15 protein-coding genes and 1 pseudogene are annotated in these 14833 nt (G+C 38.8%); 12 read left to right on the top strand and 4 right to left on the bottom strand.

Going from position 1 to position 14833, the window contains the following annotated elements; genetic code table 11:
• Positions 1 to 21: 21 nt before the first annotated feature.
• From F944_RS09555 to miaE, 7 genes are read left to right on the top strand one after another with little or no spacing between them, the layout of a single operon-like run.
• Positions 22 to 396 carry a DUF4845 domain-containing protein gene (locus tag F944_RS09555; protein ID WP_004989843.1) on the top strand — a complete coding sequence of 125 codons (375 nt, stop codon included), beginning with the start codon at positions 22 to 24 and terminating at the stop codon, positions 394 to 396.
• The gene (rnc, locus tag F944_RS09550) at positions 368 to 1060 is read left to right on the top strand and encodes a ribonuclease III (protein WP_004989842.1); all 693 of its coding nucleotides are present in this window, start codon (positions 368 to 370) and stop codon (positions 1058 to 1060) included. Before F944_RS09555 ends, rnc begins: the two co-directional genes overlap by 29 nt.
• Before the next feature lie 11 nt (positions 1061 to 1071).
• Positions 1072 to 2115 carry a GTPase Era gene (gene era / locus F944_RS09545; protein ID WP_104794619.1) on the top strand — a complete coding sequence of 348 codons (1044 nt, stop codon included), beginning with the start codon at positions 1072 to 1074 and terminating at the stop codon, positions 2113 to 2115.
• A 16-nt stretch (positions 2116 to 2131) separates the two neighbouring features.
• On the top strand, positions 2132 to 2329 hold the full coding sequence (locus F944_RS09540) for an NF038104 family lipoprotein (protein WP_004989834.1): 198 nt from the start codon (positions 2132 to 2134) through the stop codon (positions 2327 to 2329).
• 8 nt (positions 2330 to 2337) lie between these two features.
• Complete coding sequence (recO, locus tag F944_RS09535; protein ID WP_004989833.1) at positions 2338 to 3048, top strand: DNA repair protein RecO; 711 nt, start codon at positions 2338 to 2340, stop codon at positions 3046 to 3048.
• A gap of 21 nt (positions 3049 to 3069) precedes the next feature.
• On the top strand, positions 3070 to 3795 hold the full coding sequence (gene pdxJ, locus F944_RS09530; protein ID WP_004989832.1) for a pyridoxine 5'-phosphate synthase: 726 nt from the start codon (positions 3070 to 3072) through the stop codon (positions 3793 to 3795).
• 11 nt (positions 3796 to 3806) lie between these two features.
• On the top strand, positions 3807 to 4472 hold the full coding sequence (gene miaE / locus F944_RS09525) for a MiaE family protein (protein WP_004989830.1): 666 nt from the start codon (positions 3807 to 3809) through the stop codon (positions 4470 to 4472).
• Positions 4473 to 4538: 66 nt separating this feature from the next.
• On the opposite strand, the gene F944_RS09520 is transcribed toward miaE, so the two are convergent.
• The gene (locus tag F944_RS09520; protein WP_227546588.1) at positions 4539 to 4751 is read right to left on the bottom strand and encodes a hypothetical protein; all 213 of its coding nucleotides are present in this window, start codon (positions 4749 to 4751) and stop codon (positions 4539 to 4541) included.
• 172 nt (positions 4752 to 4923) lie between these two features.
• On the opposite strand from F944_RS09520, the gene F944_RS09515 reads away from it, so the two are divergent.
• The 3 genes and pseudogenes from F944_RS09515 (at position 4924) to F944_RS09505 (ending at position 7763) form a co-directional block, all read left to right on the top strand.
• Complete coding sequence (locus F944_RS09515) at positions 4924 to 5427, top strand: chorismate--pyruvate lyase family protein (RefSeq protein WP_004989826.1); 504 nt, start codon at positions 4924 to 4926, stop codon at positions 5425 to 5427.
• 3 nt (positions 5428 to 5430) lie between these two features.
• A complete protein-coding gene (gene ubiA, locus F944_RS09510; protein WP_004989822.1) occupies positions 5431 to 6312 on the top strand; it encodes a 4-hydroxybenzoate octaprenyltransferase in 882 nt (293 codons plus the stop codon).
• Positions 6313 to 6427: 115 nt separating this feature from the next.
• Positions 6428 to 7763: pseudogene (locus F944_RS09505) on the top strand (alpha/beta hydrolase).
• A gap of 92 nt (positions 7764 to 7855) precedes the next feature.
• Here the strand turns inward: F944_RS09505 and gltP are convergent.
• The 3 genes from gltP to F944_RS09485 form a co-directional block, all read right to left on the bottom strand.
• The gene (gltP, locus tag F944_RS09500) at positions 7856 to 9148 is read right to left on the bottom strand and encodes a glutamate/aspartate:proton symporter GltP (RefSeq protein ID WP_004989816.1); all 1293 of its coding nucleotides are present in this window, start codon (positions 9146 to 9148) and stop codon (positions 7856 to 7858) included.
• Between the two features lie 1316 nt (positions 9149 to 10464).
• Positions 10465 to 11091 (bottom strand): hypothetical protein, encoded by a 627-nt coding sequence (locus F944_RS09490; protein WP_004989814.1) that lies wholly within the window; start codon positions 11089 to 11091, stop codon positions 10465 to 10467.
• Between the two features lie 90 nt (positions 11092 to 11181).
• On the bottom strand, positions 11182 to 11871 hold the full coding sequence (locus F944_RS09485) for a putative quorum-sensing-regulated virulence factor (protein WP_004989808.1): 690 nt from the start codon (positions 11869 to 11871) through the stop codon (positions 11182 to 11184).
• A gap of 201 nt (positions 11872 to 12072) precedes the next feature.
• Between F944_RS09485 and F944_RS09480 the strand changes: the two genes are divergently transcribed.
• Positions 12073 to 13308 carry an alpha/beta hydrolase gene (locus F944_RS09480; protein ID WP_004989806.1) on the top strand — a complete coding sequence of 412 codons (1236 nt, stop codon included), beginning with the start codon at positions 12073 to 12075 and terminating at the stop codon, positions 13306 to 13308.
• 155 nt (positions 13309 to 13463) lie between these two features.
• Positions 13464 to 14717, top strand: coding sequence for a serine hydroxymethyltransferase (gene glyA, locus F944_RS09475; RefSeq protein WP_004989804.1), 1254 nt, complete (start codon positions 13464 to 13466; stop codon positions 14715 to 14717).
• Positions 14718 to 14833: the final 116 nt, after the last annotated feature.

Genomic DNA, 14833 nt, shown 5'->3' with positions numbered 1-14833 from the left:
ACACGATTAGGAATATTACAAATGCGTAAGTCTCAACAAGGCGCTTCGTATTTAGCCATTTTATTTGGGGTAATTTTATTTGCACTGGCAGTCAAGGCTGCCGTTGCAATCTGGCCAGCTTATTGGGATGACCGAGTGATTGATAGTCAAATTGAGGAGCTCATCCAAAATAGCGCTTCAGATATCACACCTGCCAAATTCGATATGCAAATGGACCAGCGTTTGGACATGAACAATATCCGTGATTTACACTTCAAGGATATTGCCAAAGTGACCACAAACAATGGTTTAAACGTCAGCAAGAAGTACGAAATAAGAAAACCTTTCTTATTAAATATTGATTTAGTTCTAACATTCGAGAAAAATTTTGATCAAAGGTCAGTCCAAGCTAAGTGATCCTCGATTACCGAGCAGGATTGGTTACCAGTTTCAGCAAGCTGATTTACTTCAGCTTGCTTTAACACACCGATCTGTCAGTCACAAACATAATTATGAGCGTCTGGAGTTTTTAGGCGATTCATTACTTGGCATGATCATTGCCAATTATTTATATCAGACCTATCCGCATGAAAATGAGGGTCGGCTTACCCGTATGCGTGCTACACTGGTACGACAGGAAGCTTTAGGCAAAATTGCAAACGATTTGAAACTTAGCCGGTGTTTAATATTAAGCACAGGTGAATTAAAATCGGGTGGTCATCACCGTGAATCCATATTAGCCGATACTGTAGAGGCGATTATTGGAGCAATTTATGTCGACAGTGGTGATTTAGAGTTATTAAAAAGTATCGTTTTAAAATGGTATACGCCTTATCTGGATCATATCGAGCCAAGTGATCAGCTCAAAGATCCTAAATCGCGTTTACAAGAGTATCTACAAGCACGTAAAAAACCTCTCCCTGTTTACGAGGTTGTAGATATTCAAGGTGATGCACCTCATCAGCATTTTAAAGTGCAATGTTCGGTAGCGGGGCTACCCAATATTGTAGGTGAGGGATCAAGCCGACGTTTTGCCGAACAGGCAGCGGCGGCAGAAATATTAAAGTTATTGGAGCAATAGCCTGCATGTCCATGCATTCTGATCAAGTCAATCCAGATTCAAATGAAAATCCTGAAATTCGTGACAATGAAAATCAGGCTAATCAACTGATTGATCAATTCTTTAGTGACGAAGGTGTCACCATTCCTGCTGACTTTAGAAGCGGTTTTGTTGCGATTGTTGGGCGACCAAATGTAGGTAAATCTACATTGATGAACCATTTATTGGGTCAAAAGCTATCGATTACTTCACGTAAACCACAAACCACACGTCATAAAATTGTGGGAATTGATTCACGTGAAAAGTCACAGGCGGTCTTTGTCGATACGCCGGGTATGCATAAAAAAGAAGTCCGTGCGATTAATAAAATGATGAATCGTGCAGCGCATTCAGCATTACGTGATGTCAATCTGGTTTTATTTGTAGTCGATGCGCAAAAGTGGACTCAAAACGATGAACTGGTTTTGGAAAAGCTGAAAAATGCAGAAATGCCTGTGATCTTGGTCATCAATAAATTAGATACCTTTGAAAATAAGAATGAAGCTTTACCATTGATTCGTGAACGTGCAAAACTCATGAACTTTGCTGAAATTGTACCTGTTTCTGCATTACGTGGTGCAAATTTGGATCATTTACGTGACACGATTGAAAAATATTTGCCATTTCAACCGCCGTTATATTCGATGGATCAAATTACCGATCGTTCTGAGCGTTTTCTGGCCAGTGAGATTATCCGTGAAAAAATCATGCGTCAGTTGGGTGAAGAATTGCCTTATGATTTAACGGTACAAATTGAATCCTTTAAAACTGAAGAAGAAACGATCAGTGAAAAAACAGGTCGATTAAAACCTGCTTGTACCTATATTGATGCCACGATTTTTGTGGAACGCGCGGGACAAAAAGCCATTGTGATTGGTGACAAAGGCGCTAAACTCAAACGCATTGGTATGGAAGCGCGTACAGACATGGAAAAAATGTTTGAACAGAAAATCATGCTGACACTATGGGTGAAAGTCAAAGGTGGCTGGTCTGATGATGAACGTGCGCTCAAAAGTTTAGGCTATAGCGATATTTAAAAAAAGAGAATAAGCAATGACAGTCATGATACGTTGTTTGGGTGCTTTAGCTTGTGTACTGATGCTACAAGGGTGTATTACTAAAGTCGTGACTGTTCCAGTCAAAGTTGCTTATGGCACCACTAAAGCTGTTGTAAAAGGGACAGCAGCTGTTGTGGGTGCTGCCATTCCAGATGGCGACGATGAAAAAGATGAGAAAAAAAAGGATGATTAACTTCGTTTATGCGTAATGAAGTCATTCATGGCTATTTAGTTCATCATCGTAAATATCGTGAAAAAAGCCATATCGTGCATTTGTTTACTGAAGAATATGGTCGTATGGACGGTATTCTCAGACAAACGCCACCTCCACAATATCAACCCATTACCTTACAAGCGACAGGTAAAGGCGATTTAAAAAATTTCACTAAACTTGAAATTTTAAATCATCCTGTTTTCTTTCATGGTGATGCTTTTTTTGCAGGGTTTTATTTGAATGAAATCCTGTTGCGTTTGTGTCCTTTAGAAGAGGCCATGCCGCAAACTTTTCTTCAATATCAAAAAACGCTGGCGCAATTACAGCTTTTATCGACACATCCTCAACCTGCTTTATTTTTAAGACAAATTTTACGTCAGTTTGAACATGCGTTATTGCAAGAATTAGGCTATGCAGTCGATTTTTATGTAGATTGTAATCAGCAAGCAATTAGTAAGGTGATGTCTTATCAATTTCAGGCAACTGAGGGTTTTTTGCCTGTTGCGAGTCGCAGTGCTGCAAATCTTTCGGGTGAGTTGGTTTGCTGTATGCAGAATTATGTAGAAGGTGCAGAATTTTCTGCCGAACAGTTACAATTATTGGGTAAACTATACCGTCAAATGATTAGTTCTTTGTTAGGTGATCGACCTTTAAAAAGTCGTCAGCTTTGGATACAAAGTACACAATCACATTCTTAAATTTTCTTTCAGGACTTATCTATGGCTGCTTTGCTTGGTGTGAATATTGATCATGTTGCGACCTTAAGACAGGCACGAGGCACGACTTATCCAGATCCAGTTCAGGCAGCGTTGGTCTGTGAACAGGCGGGTGCAGAGGGCATTACCTTGCATTTACGTGAAGATCGACGTCATATCCAAGATGATGATGTGCGTCGTATGCGCCCATTATTAAAAACGCATATGAATTTGGAAATGGCTGTGACCGATGAAATGGTGGAGTTTGCCAAAGAAATTCAACCTCATCATGTGTGTTTTGTGCCTGAACGTCGACAGGAAGTCACAACAGAAGGCGGGTTAGATGTCGTGGGGCAATTTGAAAAAGTCAAAGCTGCGACTCAAGCCTTAGCTGAAATTGGCTGTGAAGTTTCTTTATTTATCGATGCTGATTTGGCCCAAATTGATGCCGCGATTGCCTGTGGCACGCCGACCATCGAACTACATACGGGAGCTTATGCTGATGCTGCCAATGATGAAGAGCAACAAGCTGAACTTGCCCGAATCATTCAGGGCGCAGAGTATGCTGCAAATAAGGGTTTAATTGTTAATGCTGGACATGGCTTGAATCTTGAAAATGTTGCGCCGATTGCAGCGATTCCACAGATTCATGAGTTAAATATTGGTCATTCCATTATCGCAGAGAGTATTTTTGTTGGTTTGACGCAAGCGGTACAGCAAATGAAAGCCGCAATACAGTCTGCACGCTAAGAGTTTTGAACATGTCAAATCCCAACTATGATGAACTCATGCAGCCAGTCATTGCATTTTTAGGCTGCAAAACACCTCAAGCATGGTTAGATGAAGCCATCAATCATCTTGATTTGTTGATGCAAGATCATGCCAATTGTGAAAAAAAAGCCGCAGGCACGGCCATGAATCTGATGTTCCGGTACAGTTTTTTTACCGATTTACAAGTCAAATTGGCACAACTGGTTCGCGAGGAAATGCTGCACTATGAGCAAGTGCTTGAGTTTATGAAAAAACGTGGGCAGGAATGGAAAGCCGTGAGTGCAGGTCGTTATGCGGGTGGTTTACGTAAAGAAATCCGAACTTATGAGCCTGAAGCATTGATTGACGTCATGATCGTCGGGGCATTTGTAGAAGCGCGCTCTTGTGAGCGTTTCCATGCACTGGCACCTTTGGTGGATGATGAGCTTGGGCGCTACTATCGTTATTTGTTGAAATCTGAATCTCGTCACTTTGAAGATTATTTGGCCTTGGCAATGGAAGTCGCGACCACGGCTAAAATGAAAAATCCCGAAGAAGATATTCAGCAGCGTATTCAACATATTCGTGAAGTGGAGAAAAATCTAATCTTGACGCCTGATGATGTCTTTAGGTTTCATAGTGGAGTGCCCGCTAAAGTGGCTACACCAGCCTCCTAATCTTTAAAATGTTAAAAACACAAAAGCCAGTTTGAAAACTGGCTTTTACACTTTCTTTAACAATCATTAACTCACTATTTTCTTTTGAATATCATGATGAACTAAACTTCCCCATACCAGACCTGCAATAAAGCAAATACTAAAATAAACCGCAAAGGCAGTAATCGGTAAGTTTGGTTGATTCAAAAAGAAATAGCGATAAAGCAACATTAAAATAGTAAAACCACAGCCCCAGAATATTCCACCGTAGAGCAAAATAAATCTGAATTTGTCATTCATCATAATGGTCTTAAGCTATGCCTGTGATAAATGCCCTATATGATATATTAAAATATTCTCAAATAGTGAAATTTATTACAATTTTGTGAATAAAAGAATGTTGCTTAAAAACACAGCATTTTTGAAACAAAAATTCGGTTACACTAGGTTTTCTGATCGAAGTGAGCCTGTTATGCCGAACATACCATCTAAACTTAAGCAGGAAAAAATATTAACTCCTGAATTAAAAAAATGGTTGTATGCATCAGGCTCTTTGACCCAACAATTAACAGATTTAGCGTCTGGTCAGTTTCGGGTTGACCCCACCAAAGAACATTTTCAGCGTTTAAGTTTTATTGATAGTCAATGGATGAACATGCCACATGCACATACTGCATGGGTACGTGAAAGTTTACTTTATGGTTGTGAAGCAGAGCCATGGGTGAAAGCGAAAAGTATTTTCCCAATTTTAAGCTTACAAAAAAAAGCCAGAATTTTTCAGCATATCGGTACAAAGCCGATAGGAAAGTTTTTATTCCAGCGTACAAATCCAGCTTGTGAACGCCGAGTGATATATTTAGAAGATGGCTGGACTCGACAAAGTTGTTATGTCTGGCATGGCTGTAAATTTATTGTCCAAGAAACATTTCTCACCACATTTGAAAATTTTATAAAGAAACAAAACGAGCAGGGGTAAGTCATGGCAGCAGTACAATCCATCACTTGGCGACAACGGTTAGAAGCCTATTATTATTTATGTCGTTTTGATAAGCCGATTGGAACTGAATTGGTTTTCTGGCCAATGATGTGGGCACTTTGGATTGCTGCTGAAGGAATTCCACCATTACATATTTTATTACCATTTATGTTCGGCACCATTTTTATGCGTGCTGCTGGATGTGCCATTAATGACTTCGCAGACCGTGAAGTGGATGGTCATGTAGAACGAACCAAGACCAGACCACTTGCGACAGGAATTATCCAACCTAAAGAAGCCATTGCTGTGTTTTTAGTTTTAGTCGCAGCCAGTGCTTGTATGTTGTTTTTCTTACCTATTGAGACATTTTACTGCGCTTTCGGGGCATTAGGACTCGCTTTTATTTATCCATTTATGAAGCGTTATACCCATTTACCGCAAGTGGTTTTAGGTATGGCATTTTCATGGGGTATCCCGATGGCATTTACTGCGATGGGTAAGCCGCTAGATTGGACATGCTGGTTACTATATTTTGGCAATTTATGTTGGACAGTGGCTTTTGATACTCAATATGCCATTACCGATCGTGAATATGATTTAAAAATCGGCGTAAAGTCCACAGCAATTTTGTTTGGTCGCTATGATATTGAAATTATTTCCTTATTACAGTTTTTAAGTATTGTATTGATTGGTGCTTCTTTTTACCTTGCAGATATTCTATTTCCGTGGGGACTTGTCGCTTTGTTTTTGGTTGCCGCAGACTATTTCTATCAATGGTCAAAAACCAGAACTCGCGATCCTCAAATGTGTTTTTGGGCGTTTCGGCATAACCGTTGGGTGGGGGTTATCCTATTTTTAGGAATTTTTATGGCTTATTCATTTTAAAAAATTGACCATCTAGTAAAAGAGTGTTCTATGCAGAGCACTTTTTTTGTGCATAAATAAAGATGCATGTAAGACCATGCAGATTAAATACTTAAAAACATAAAAAGGATATTTTATGAAACGGTCAAAAATTGCTTTAGCACTTGCATTTTCAACAACAACTTTATTGCTAAGCGCATGTAATGACAGTAATGATGATTATGTTGGGGTTAATCCTGATCAAAGTTATATTTCAGAATCTACGTATAGTAAAGACCAAGTGACAGGTGCCAAATCGATTAAAGTAATGACCTATAATATGGTCAATGTCCAAGGTAACAGCCAAAGCGACTGCAATGGTGATGTTTCCAAAAGTCTCTCAACCCGCAGATGGTTATCGTGTTGTGGTTTGGGAGCACGGAACAGTGGGTGTTGGAGATAGTTGTGCGCCAAGTAATAATAAAATCAATCTACGCTTTAGAATATTGGCTGAAAGCCTATTAGCAGCAGGTTATGTGGTGATTGCTCCAGACTATGAAGGTTTGGGTACATCAGGTATTCATCCGTATCTAAATTTGGGCAGTGAGGCGAAATCGGCACTTGCCGCAGTAAAAGCTGCGAAAGATCACTATGGAGTTCAGCTTAATGGTGCTTGGATGTCAGTGGGGCAATCGCAAGGTGGGCAGGCATCGCTAGGGACTGCTGAATATGCAAATGCTGATGCAACCTATCAAGGTGCTGTTGCGGGTGCACCAGCATCAAGTTTGGGTAAAATTATTTTAGAGGTTGCACCTACGGCATTGGCAGATATTGAGAAAAAAGAAATAACTGCGAACGTGCCATTAGGCAATCGTGTGTCAGTGGATTCTTATGCGACTTTACTGGCTTATGCTGCGCTTACAGGCGTTGGAATCAAAGCATATGAAACACAATTTAATTATCGGGATATCTTTCAGGAAAGAGCGAAACCACTGGCTGAATTTGCAGAAGGCACCACTGGAGAAAATGGACTTTGTTTAGATAGTGATGATTCGAGTTTAAGTCTGATTGATAAATTTAAAACCGACATTATCAAATTTATGACCGATAACCCAGATAAGAAAGTCATGGATTATCCTGGTCTGGATACCAATAACTTTAAAACCAATCAAACGGTTCAAAACTTTTTAGCTGCGAATCAACCAGGGACTAAACGTATAGATAAACCAGTTTATATTGTTCAAGGTACAGCCGATACCAACGTTCCTTACCCTGTGACAGAAGCCTTGGTTGCGAATTTAAAAGGTTTGGGTTCAACGAGTGTTCTACTTGATCCAGTCCTGAATGCGTCACATACACAGGCTATCGTTTGTCGAAATCTACAAGTCTATAATTTTATCCAATTGAAAATGCCAGCCAAAACCAATATCACGGTTGATCCGTCCACTATAGATGCCAGCAAAAATCCGCAATGTACTGGAATAGGCTTATAAGGACTCATATTTAAGTTCTAAATCAAAATTGTGTAAAAAAAGAGTAACTGATGATCTCAGTTACTCTTTTGGTTTTACGGGATGATAAAGGCTTAGACTTGTTTCAGCGATAACATGTAATTCTCTGCTTTTTCAGCATCATATTGTTTTTGCCATTTACTGATGACCAATGCAGCCAAAGCATTCCCCACAACATTCAGTGCGGTTCGTGCCATATCCAAAATACGGTCGACACCTGCAATAAATGCCAGACCTTCAAGTGGAATACCAACCACACCTAAGGTCGCTAGCAATACGACAAACGAAGCACCTGGTACGCCAGCAACACCTTTGGACGTGACCATGAGCGTTAACACCAAAATAAGCTGTTGAGTAATGGTTAAATCGATTCCATAGAGTTGGGCGATAAAGATTGCAGCAATACTTTGATAAAGTGTCGAACCATCCAGATTAAATGAATAACCTGTTGGAATCACAAAACTTGCAATCGCACGAGGAGCGCCGTAGGCTTCGGTTTTTTGAATAATACGAGGTAATACTGTTTCAGAGCTTGCCGTTGAAAATGCCAAGATCAGTTCGTCTTTAAGCAGTTTAATGATATTAAAAATATTTAAACCACAAAATTTTGCAACCGAGCCAAGAACAACAAAGGCAAAGAACAAAATAGCGGTATAAACCAGTACCACCAATTTAAACAAAGGCACAAGCGATGAAAAACCGAATGTCGCAACAGTGGCCGCGATCAAGGCAAACACACCAATTGGAGCATATAGCATCACCATATGTGTAACTTTGAACATGGTTTCTGCAATCGCATTAAATACATTGAGCAAAGGTTGTTTGGTTTCGTGGGGCAAACTTGCTAGGCCAACACCAAAAATCACCGAAAAGAAAATAATCGGTAACATCTGGGCTTTAGCCATCGAGTCTATAATATTGGTCGGAATAAGACCTAAAATTGTTTGTAGGAAACCATGCGCATGCGATTGATATTCATGAGTGGTTGCTTCAAATTTGGTGATATCGACTTTGTGCAGCATAGACATGTCCACACCTGCGCCTGGCTGAAAAATATTGGCAGCAAGAAGTCCAACTATAATTGCAACCGTGGTAATGACTTCAAAATAAATAATAGTTTTTAAACCAATACTGCCAAGCTTTTTGGTATCACCAATACCTGCAATGCCTAAAATTAACGTTGAAATAACAATAGGCACGACAATCATTTTGATTAGGCTAATAAAAATTTGGCCTGCGGGTTTTAGAATATTCGTAACGATATAGTCTTGATATTCAGGCTGATTGTGCAGAATGCTACCAACAATAATACCTAAAATAAGTGCAATCAGAATTTGCCATGCAATGCTAATCCGTTTTTGTTTCATATCAATCTCAATATTTTACAAAGACTCCGATCGTGATGACATTGAAAACATAAGAAATTGTTAAAGATGGCATGACTCGTTTTAACTGGTGCTGGGAGGAATCACGCTACAATAAAACGTTCAGTTATCATGCTGACTTTCAATTTCTTTACTTTTCATCTGATCATTTCGATGAATCTAAAATTTGCCCTTAACTCACCAAGGAAAATAATGGATCTCGTCCTTACAGGACTGGAAAGTAAATTCCGATCTCAAAAAATTATCTTTGGATCATTATTAAATGTGACTAAGGAAGATGCAGTATTTAAATACTAAAATCTAAAATTAAGTATCACTAAATAATTTTGTTGCAATGAATATGTCAAATTAATTAAATTGGAACTAAAAAATTAATAAGTCTGAATTATATTTAAATAAGGTTGTTTTTTGAAATAAATAAATAAGTTTGGTGGGTTTCTCATAAAATAAATCCTTTTATATGAAAACTGGTCGTCATTTTATGGTGCATTTTAATAAAAATTGCACTAATAAAAAGCATATTACTCAAGAAAACTAAAATATCAATGCTTTTATAATTGTAAATTTACTTTTATATCAACTATTTGTTGAAAATTAATCTAAATCTGAAGTTTGATAACATTGTAAACCGAAATTATTTTATTTTGATATTTAAGTGTTATATTTGGATGTGGTTTTCCTATTATTAATCATAATAATTAAATATATTGAATATGTAAATTCGTATTTTTATAATATTGTGATATTAAAAACGTATGAGTTTTAAATTTTCTTTTATTAATCATTTCTTACTAATGCTAGGCATGTTTTGCAATTGAAAAAAACATTCATCTTTAGAGCTTGAGCGCAAGAATAAAAAATATTTGGCGGGTGATATTGAATGTATTAGAAATTAAGATAAGGCTGGATCTGGTAAAAATAGGTGATTTTTCTATTAAAAAACGAATTTACTTCACTGAAGTTTTCTAAGCCTGATTTGTTGACAAAAAAAAGCCCACCGAAGTGAGCTAAAGGGCTAAACCTATAGACTTCTTTCATCATTGTTTAAACCCGCTTTATTTTTCTCCCGTAAGAGAAATAAAAGCGACTTATGAAAGGAGTCTTATATAACGCTGAGAAATATATCATATTTATTATATGTATCTATAATACTTTGGATTAGATCAAATAGGTTTAATCTTTAGTCGTAGGCGTAGCAAAATTATGAACGGCACAGTCATCGTGCATTCAATAGTCGAAGTTTTAGAAAAAACAGTGTAGTTTTTTAATTTTTCGATTTATCTGATGATTTAATCTGTTTATTGCTCAAGCTGAAGATGTTGTAAGGCAAAATTGACTTGTTGTAATTGTTGATTCAATTGCTGCGGAGGAATGCGGGTTTCCTGTAAGTGAGTAATCCATTGCATTTGGCAAATCTTAAGCTGCTTAACATTGCTTGCATTTTTAATTTGTTCTAAAAGTTGTCTTGCCAGTAAACCACAATAGCTGGACAAGGTTTCTGCCATTAAAGTTTTGATTTCGTCAAAGGCCATTATTGCCATTGGGGTAATTTCAACTTGTTGCTGCTGAATCAAGTCATCCGAAACTCGATATTCTTGACTAGGACAAGTTGGATGATTGATAGCATCTTGAACATTGGCAAGTTCATTCTGGCGAGATAGTGCGTTACTGCTAGAGGGTGGAATGTTAGCTTCTGGTTTAGACGTGGTGATAGAGCTCGAAAACGTTTGAGATTGGATGAGTCCCATTGCTTCAAGTTGCTCTAGCAATTCAGGAGATGCAATTTTTTGCCTGAACTGATCACTTAACTTATTAAAGTCTTCAGTGCCGATTAAGAGTAATAAGCGTCGTTGTCTTACATTCAGATTAAATTGACGGTTTTCAAGCGCAGTATGACCTTGCGCAGTTTTATAATAATGAGACATCCCCAATTTATCCCTTGTTATAAATTGGTGATACCATAAAACGAGAAAATTACATTAATATGAAATAAGTTATAAATCAAAAAATTAGTTTCAAACGAGAGTCTTCTCTAGCGCTTTTTTGAGATAAGGATCAAGATCATCTTGACGAAGTAACCAATTGATATAGTCATGGGGGAGGTCTTGGATCAAGCTACCTTTATGTTTGCCGAAATTAATTTTAGTGGGAATACGTGCTTGTTCTGATGCCAGATAAAGATCATCAATATTGTGAATATTCAAATGATGTACAATATGCATCAGGATATTCGCAGTTAAAATGATATCCGCGTCGGCACGATGCGCACCTTTTAGTAGTTCTCGTGCTTTATCGCTGCCTTTAGAGATCAGATAAATTAAAGCAGAAATATTATGCGCATCTGCCTGCGGCCAAACTTTTCGTGCCAGTGCTAAAGTACAAATCGCTTTAATATCTTGTGTTTCTACACCGCAGCGCGCGATGGCAGCCATATCATAATCAACATTATGCCCAATAATATAAGTGGTATCAGCAGGCAACTCAAAAGAGGTATATAAAGGTTGATCGACGAGATCGGATTCTAAAATATGATGTACCGCCATAGCCGCATAAGAGATTGGTTGATTGACTTGATATAGCTGATCAAATAGCTGACTTTTATCCAGACTGAGTTTTCCTGCATGAACTTCTACAGGTGCGTAAGCAATTTCAATCGGTAAACCATTGAGGGTATGGGTTTCGGTGTCCAGAATAATGGCAGTCATTAAATGAATAATCTCGATGCGACAGCAAAAGTTAAATGTAGCATCTCTGATAAATTGTGAAAAGATTCAACTGTATTCATGAATGTTATGTTTCACTTTGTATAACTGTCTTGTTTATACGGTTAAACAAGGCATAATTTATAAATTGCATTACTGTGCAAAACAACAAGAATGTTGAATACCTTCAAAAGGATAAGAAAAATGAAAAAGACGTTGCTCGCAGTCTCTACGCTCAGTTTAACTCTATTTTTATCAGCCTGTAATGATGACAATGACTGGGATGATTTTTTTAAACCACCCTCAGATATTCCTGAAAATAATATTCAAAACCCTGTTGTTCGCACGGATAGCTATGGCTTAACCGATATGAGCGCTATTGCTGGTGAAAGTCTGGTAATGACTTATAAGATGTTGGGGATTAATAATAAAGAAGTGCAGGCGACAGCGCTAGTTTTCACGCCTAAAGGAGCGGCACCCGTTGGAGGTTGGCCAATTGTTGCGTGGGCGCATGGCACAACAGGCGTTGCTGATAAATGCGCACCAAGCCGCACGGCAATGAATGATTATATTAAAGGGATGATTGCTGCACTACTTGCCAAAGGTTATGTGGTGGTAGCACCTGACTATGAAGGTTTGGGCGAGCCAAGCGGACAGGAATTGCATCCATTTTTAAATGTAAAAAGTGAAGCATTTTCAATAACCGATGCGGTCGTTGCTGCACGCAATTATTTGGGCAGTAAAGTAAATAATAAATGGGTGACCGTTGGGCATTCACAAGGTGGACAAGCAGCTTTAGGCGCTGCTCAATATGCATCACGGGCCAAGCTCGATTATAAGGGAACCGTTGCTGTTGCACCTGCATCTAACCTTGATTTGATTTTGACTTTGGGCGAAGCCTCAGTTGCAAATCAACCTGTAACTACACAGATTCCTGTATATGCAAGTTTGGATACCTTTACGGCACTGATTACCGCAGGATTGCGTAATCCAAATCCGGATTTTAAATATACTCAGGTTTTTAAAGATCCAACTGCGCAGATTGCCCAAACCTACGCAGAAACAGAATGTTCAGGCGATATTGGCAATGCCTTTGCTGGCAGTATGGGGTTATATGCTCAATCTACTGGAAGTCTGAATGGTTATGGGCGTACTCAGGATAATTTCCTGAATATCCCAGTGGTGAAAAACTTTACTTCTAAAGATGGTCAGCCTTTAACGGTTAAAGTGACGTCGCCAATTACCATTTATCAGGGCAGTAATGACACCACCGTACCGCGAATCGCGACCAATACACTGGTCGGTTCAGCCCAGCAAAAGGGTACAGCTATTCAATACATTACCGATGATGGTAATGCAGTGAAATGGGATCACGGGACTGCTTATGTGTTAAATATTCCAAATATTGTGCAAGATGTTGGAACGATGCTTTCCAAATAAATCATGATGGTTCTGCCGTATGGCTCATGTATATCACATGAGCCATTTTTATTTAAAACTGAGTAAAGTTCATTCTGCTTAATCCTAAAGTTCATGCTACAATAGCGCCCAATCTTAGCACGGCTTAAAAGCCCTAATTCATAGGACCCTCGCTAATGTTTGCCAACATTTCTCTTTCTGAATTTGATCCAGAATTGGCCAAAGCAATTGACGCTGAAGACGCGCGCCAAGAAGCGCATATTGAGCTGATTGCATCTGAAAACTATTGCTCTCCTGCGGTGATGGAAGCGCAAGGTTCAAAACTGACTAATAAATATGCAGAAGGTTATCCTGGCAAACGCTATTATGGCGGTTGCGAATATGTCGATGTGATTGAACAATTAGCCATTGACCGTGCTAAAGAACTTTTTGGTGCTGATTATGCCAACGTTCAGCCACATGCCGGTTCACAGGCAAACTCTGCGGTATACCTAGCATTATTAAATGCAGGTGATACAGTATTGGGTATGAGCCTTGCACATGGTGGTCACTTGACTCACGGTGCAAAAGTAAACTTCTCTGGTAAAACTTATAATGCCATTCAGTACGGTTTAAATCCTGAAACTGGCGAGATTGATTACGAAGAAGTTGAACGTTTAGCTTTGGAACATAAACCACGCATGATCGTGGCAGGTTTTTCTGCATATAGCCGTGTGGTGGATTGGCAGCGTTTCCGTGATATCGCGGATAAAGTTGGTGCTTATTTGTTTGTTGATATGGCGCATGTTGCTGGTTTGGTTGCAGCAGGTGTTTATCCAAGTCCGGTTCAAATCGCTGACGTGACAACGACTACTACGCATAAAACACTTCGTGGCCCACGTTCTGGTCTAATCCTTGCCAAAGCAAATGAAGAAATTGAGAAAAAACTTCAATCTGCGGTGTTCCCAGGTAACCAGGGCGGTCCTTTGGTACATGCAATTGCAGCTAAAGCAGTTTGTTTTAAAGAAGCAATGGCTCCTGAATATAAAACGTATCAACAACAAGTGGTCAAAAATGCTCAAGCCATGGCTGAAGTATTAATTTCACGTGGTTATGATGTGGTTTCAGGCGGTACAGATAATCATTTATTCTTATTGTCTTTAATTAAACAAGACATTACAGGTAAAGATGCTGACGCATGGTTGGGCAACGCCAATATTACGGTCAATAAGAATGCAGTTCCAAACGATCCACGTTCTCCATTTGTGACTTCTGGTATTCGTATTGGTACTCCAGCAGTGACGACTCGCGGTTTTGGTGAAGCTGAAGTTCGTGATTTAGCGGGCTGGATTGCGGATGTATTAGATAGCAAAGGTGATGAAAGCGTCATCGCTGATGTTAAAGCAAAAGTTGAAGCAGTATGTGCAAAATTCCCTGTATATGCTAACTAAGCAAATTGCTTGAGAAGAAGCTCCCTCAAGGGAGCTTTTTTTATCTGTGAATATTTTAATCATCAGAACTAAACTCTGATATAACAATAAAATTATATTTAAGTCATTTGTTTTGA

Source organism: Acinetobacter ursingii DSM 16037 = CIP 107286, assembly GCF_000368825.1.
Taxonomy (GTDB): Bacteria; Pseudomonadota; Gammaproteobacteria; order Pseudomonadales; family Moraxellaceae; genus Acinetobacter; species Acinetobacter ursingii.
The sequence above is the reverse complement of the archived record's forward strand: the minus strand, read 5'-3'. Positions and strand labels throughout refer to the sequence as shown.

What these genes read in the sequence shown, in the direction of transcription:
- F944_RS09555 (WP_004989843.1), top strand. Translation starts at nt 22, where the DNA reads ATGCGTAAGTCTCAACAAGGCGCTTCGTATTTAGCCATTTTATTTGGG.
- era (WP_104794619.1), top strand. Translation starts at nt 1,072, where the DNA reads ATGCATTCTGATCAAGTCAATCCAGATTCAAATGAAAATCCTGAAATT.
- F944_RS09540 (WP_004989834.1), top strand. Translation starts at nt 2,132, where the DNA reads ATGACAGTCATGATACGTTGTTTGGGTGCTTTAGCTTGTGTACTGATG.
- recO (WP_004989833.1), top strand. Translation starts at nt 2,338, where the DNA reads ATGCGTAATGAAGTCATTCATGGCTATTTAGTTCATCATCGTAAATAT.
- pdxJ (WP_004989832.1), top strand. Translation starts at nt 3,070, where the DNA reads ATGGCTGCTTTGCTTGGTGTGAATATTGATCATGTTGCGACCTTAAGA.
- miaE (WP_004989830.1), top strand. Translation starts at nt 3,807, where the DNA reads ATGTCAAATCCCAACTATGATGAACTCATGCAGCCAGTCATTGCATTT.
- F944_RS09520 (WP_227546588.1), bottom strand. Translation starts at nt 4,751, where the DNA reads ATGAATGACAAATTCAGATTTATTTTGCTCTACGGTGGAATATTCTGG.
- F944_RS09515 (WP_004989826.1), top strand. Translation starts at nt 4,924, where the DNA reads ATGCCGAACATACCATCTAAACTTAAGCAGGAAAAAATATTAACTCCT.
- ubiA (WP_004989822.1), top strand. Translation starts at nt 5,431, where the DNA reads ATGGCAGCAGTACAATCCATCACTTGGCGACAACGGTTAGAAGCCTAT.
- gltP (WP_004989816.1), bottom strand. Translation starts at nt 9,148, where the DNA reads ATGAAACAAAAACGGATTAGCATTGCATGGCAAATTCTGATTGCACTT.
- F944_RS09490 (WP_004989814.1), bottom strand. Translation starts at nt 11,091, where the DNA reads ATGTCTCATTATTATAAAACTGCGCAAGGTCATACTGCGCTTGAAAAC.
- F944_RS09485 (WP_004989808.1), bottom strand. Translation starts at nt 11,871, where the DNA reads ATGACTGCCATTATTCTGGACACCGAAACCCATACCCTCAATGGTTTA.
- F944_RS09480 (WP_004989806.1), top strand. Translation starts at nt 12,073, where the DNA reads ATGAAAAAGACGTTGCTCGCAGTCTCTACGCTCAGTTTAACTCTATTT.
- glyA (WP_004989804.1), top strand. Translation starts at nt 13,464, where the DNA reads ATGTTTGCCAACATTTCTCTTTCTGAATTTGATCCAGAATTGGCCAAA.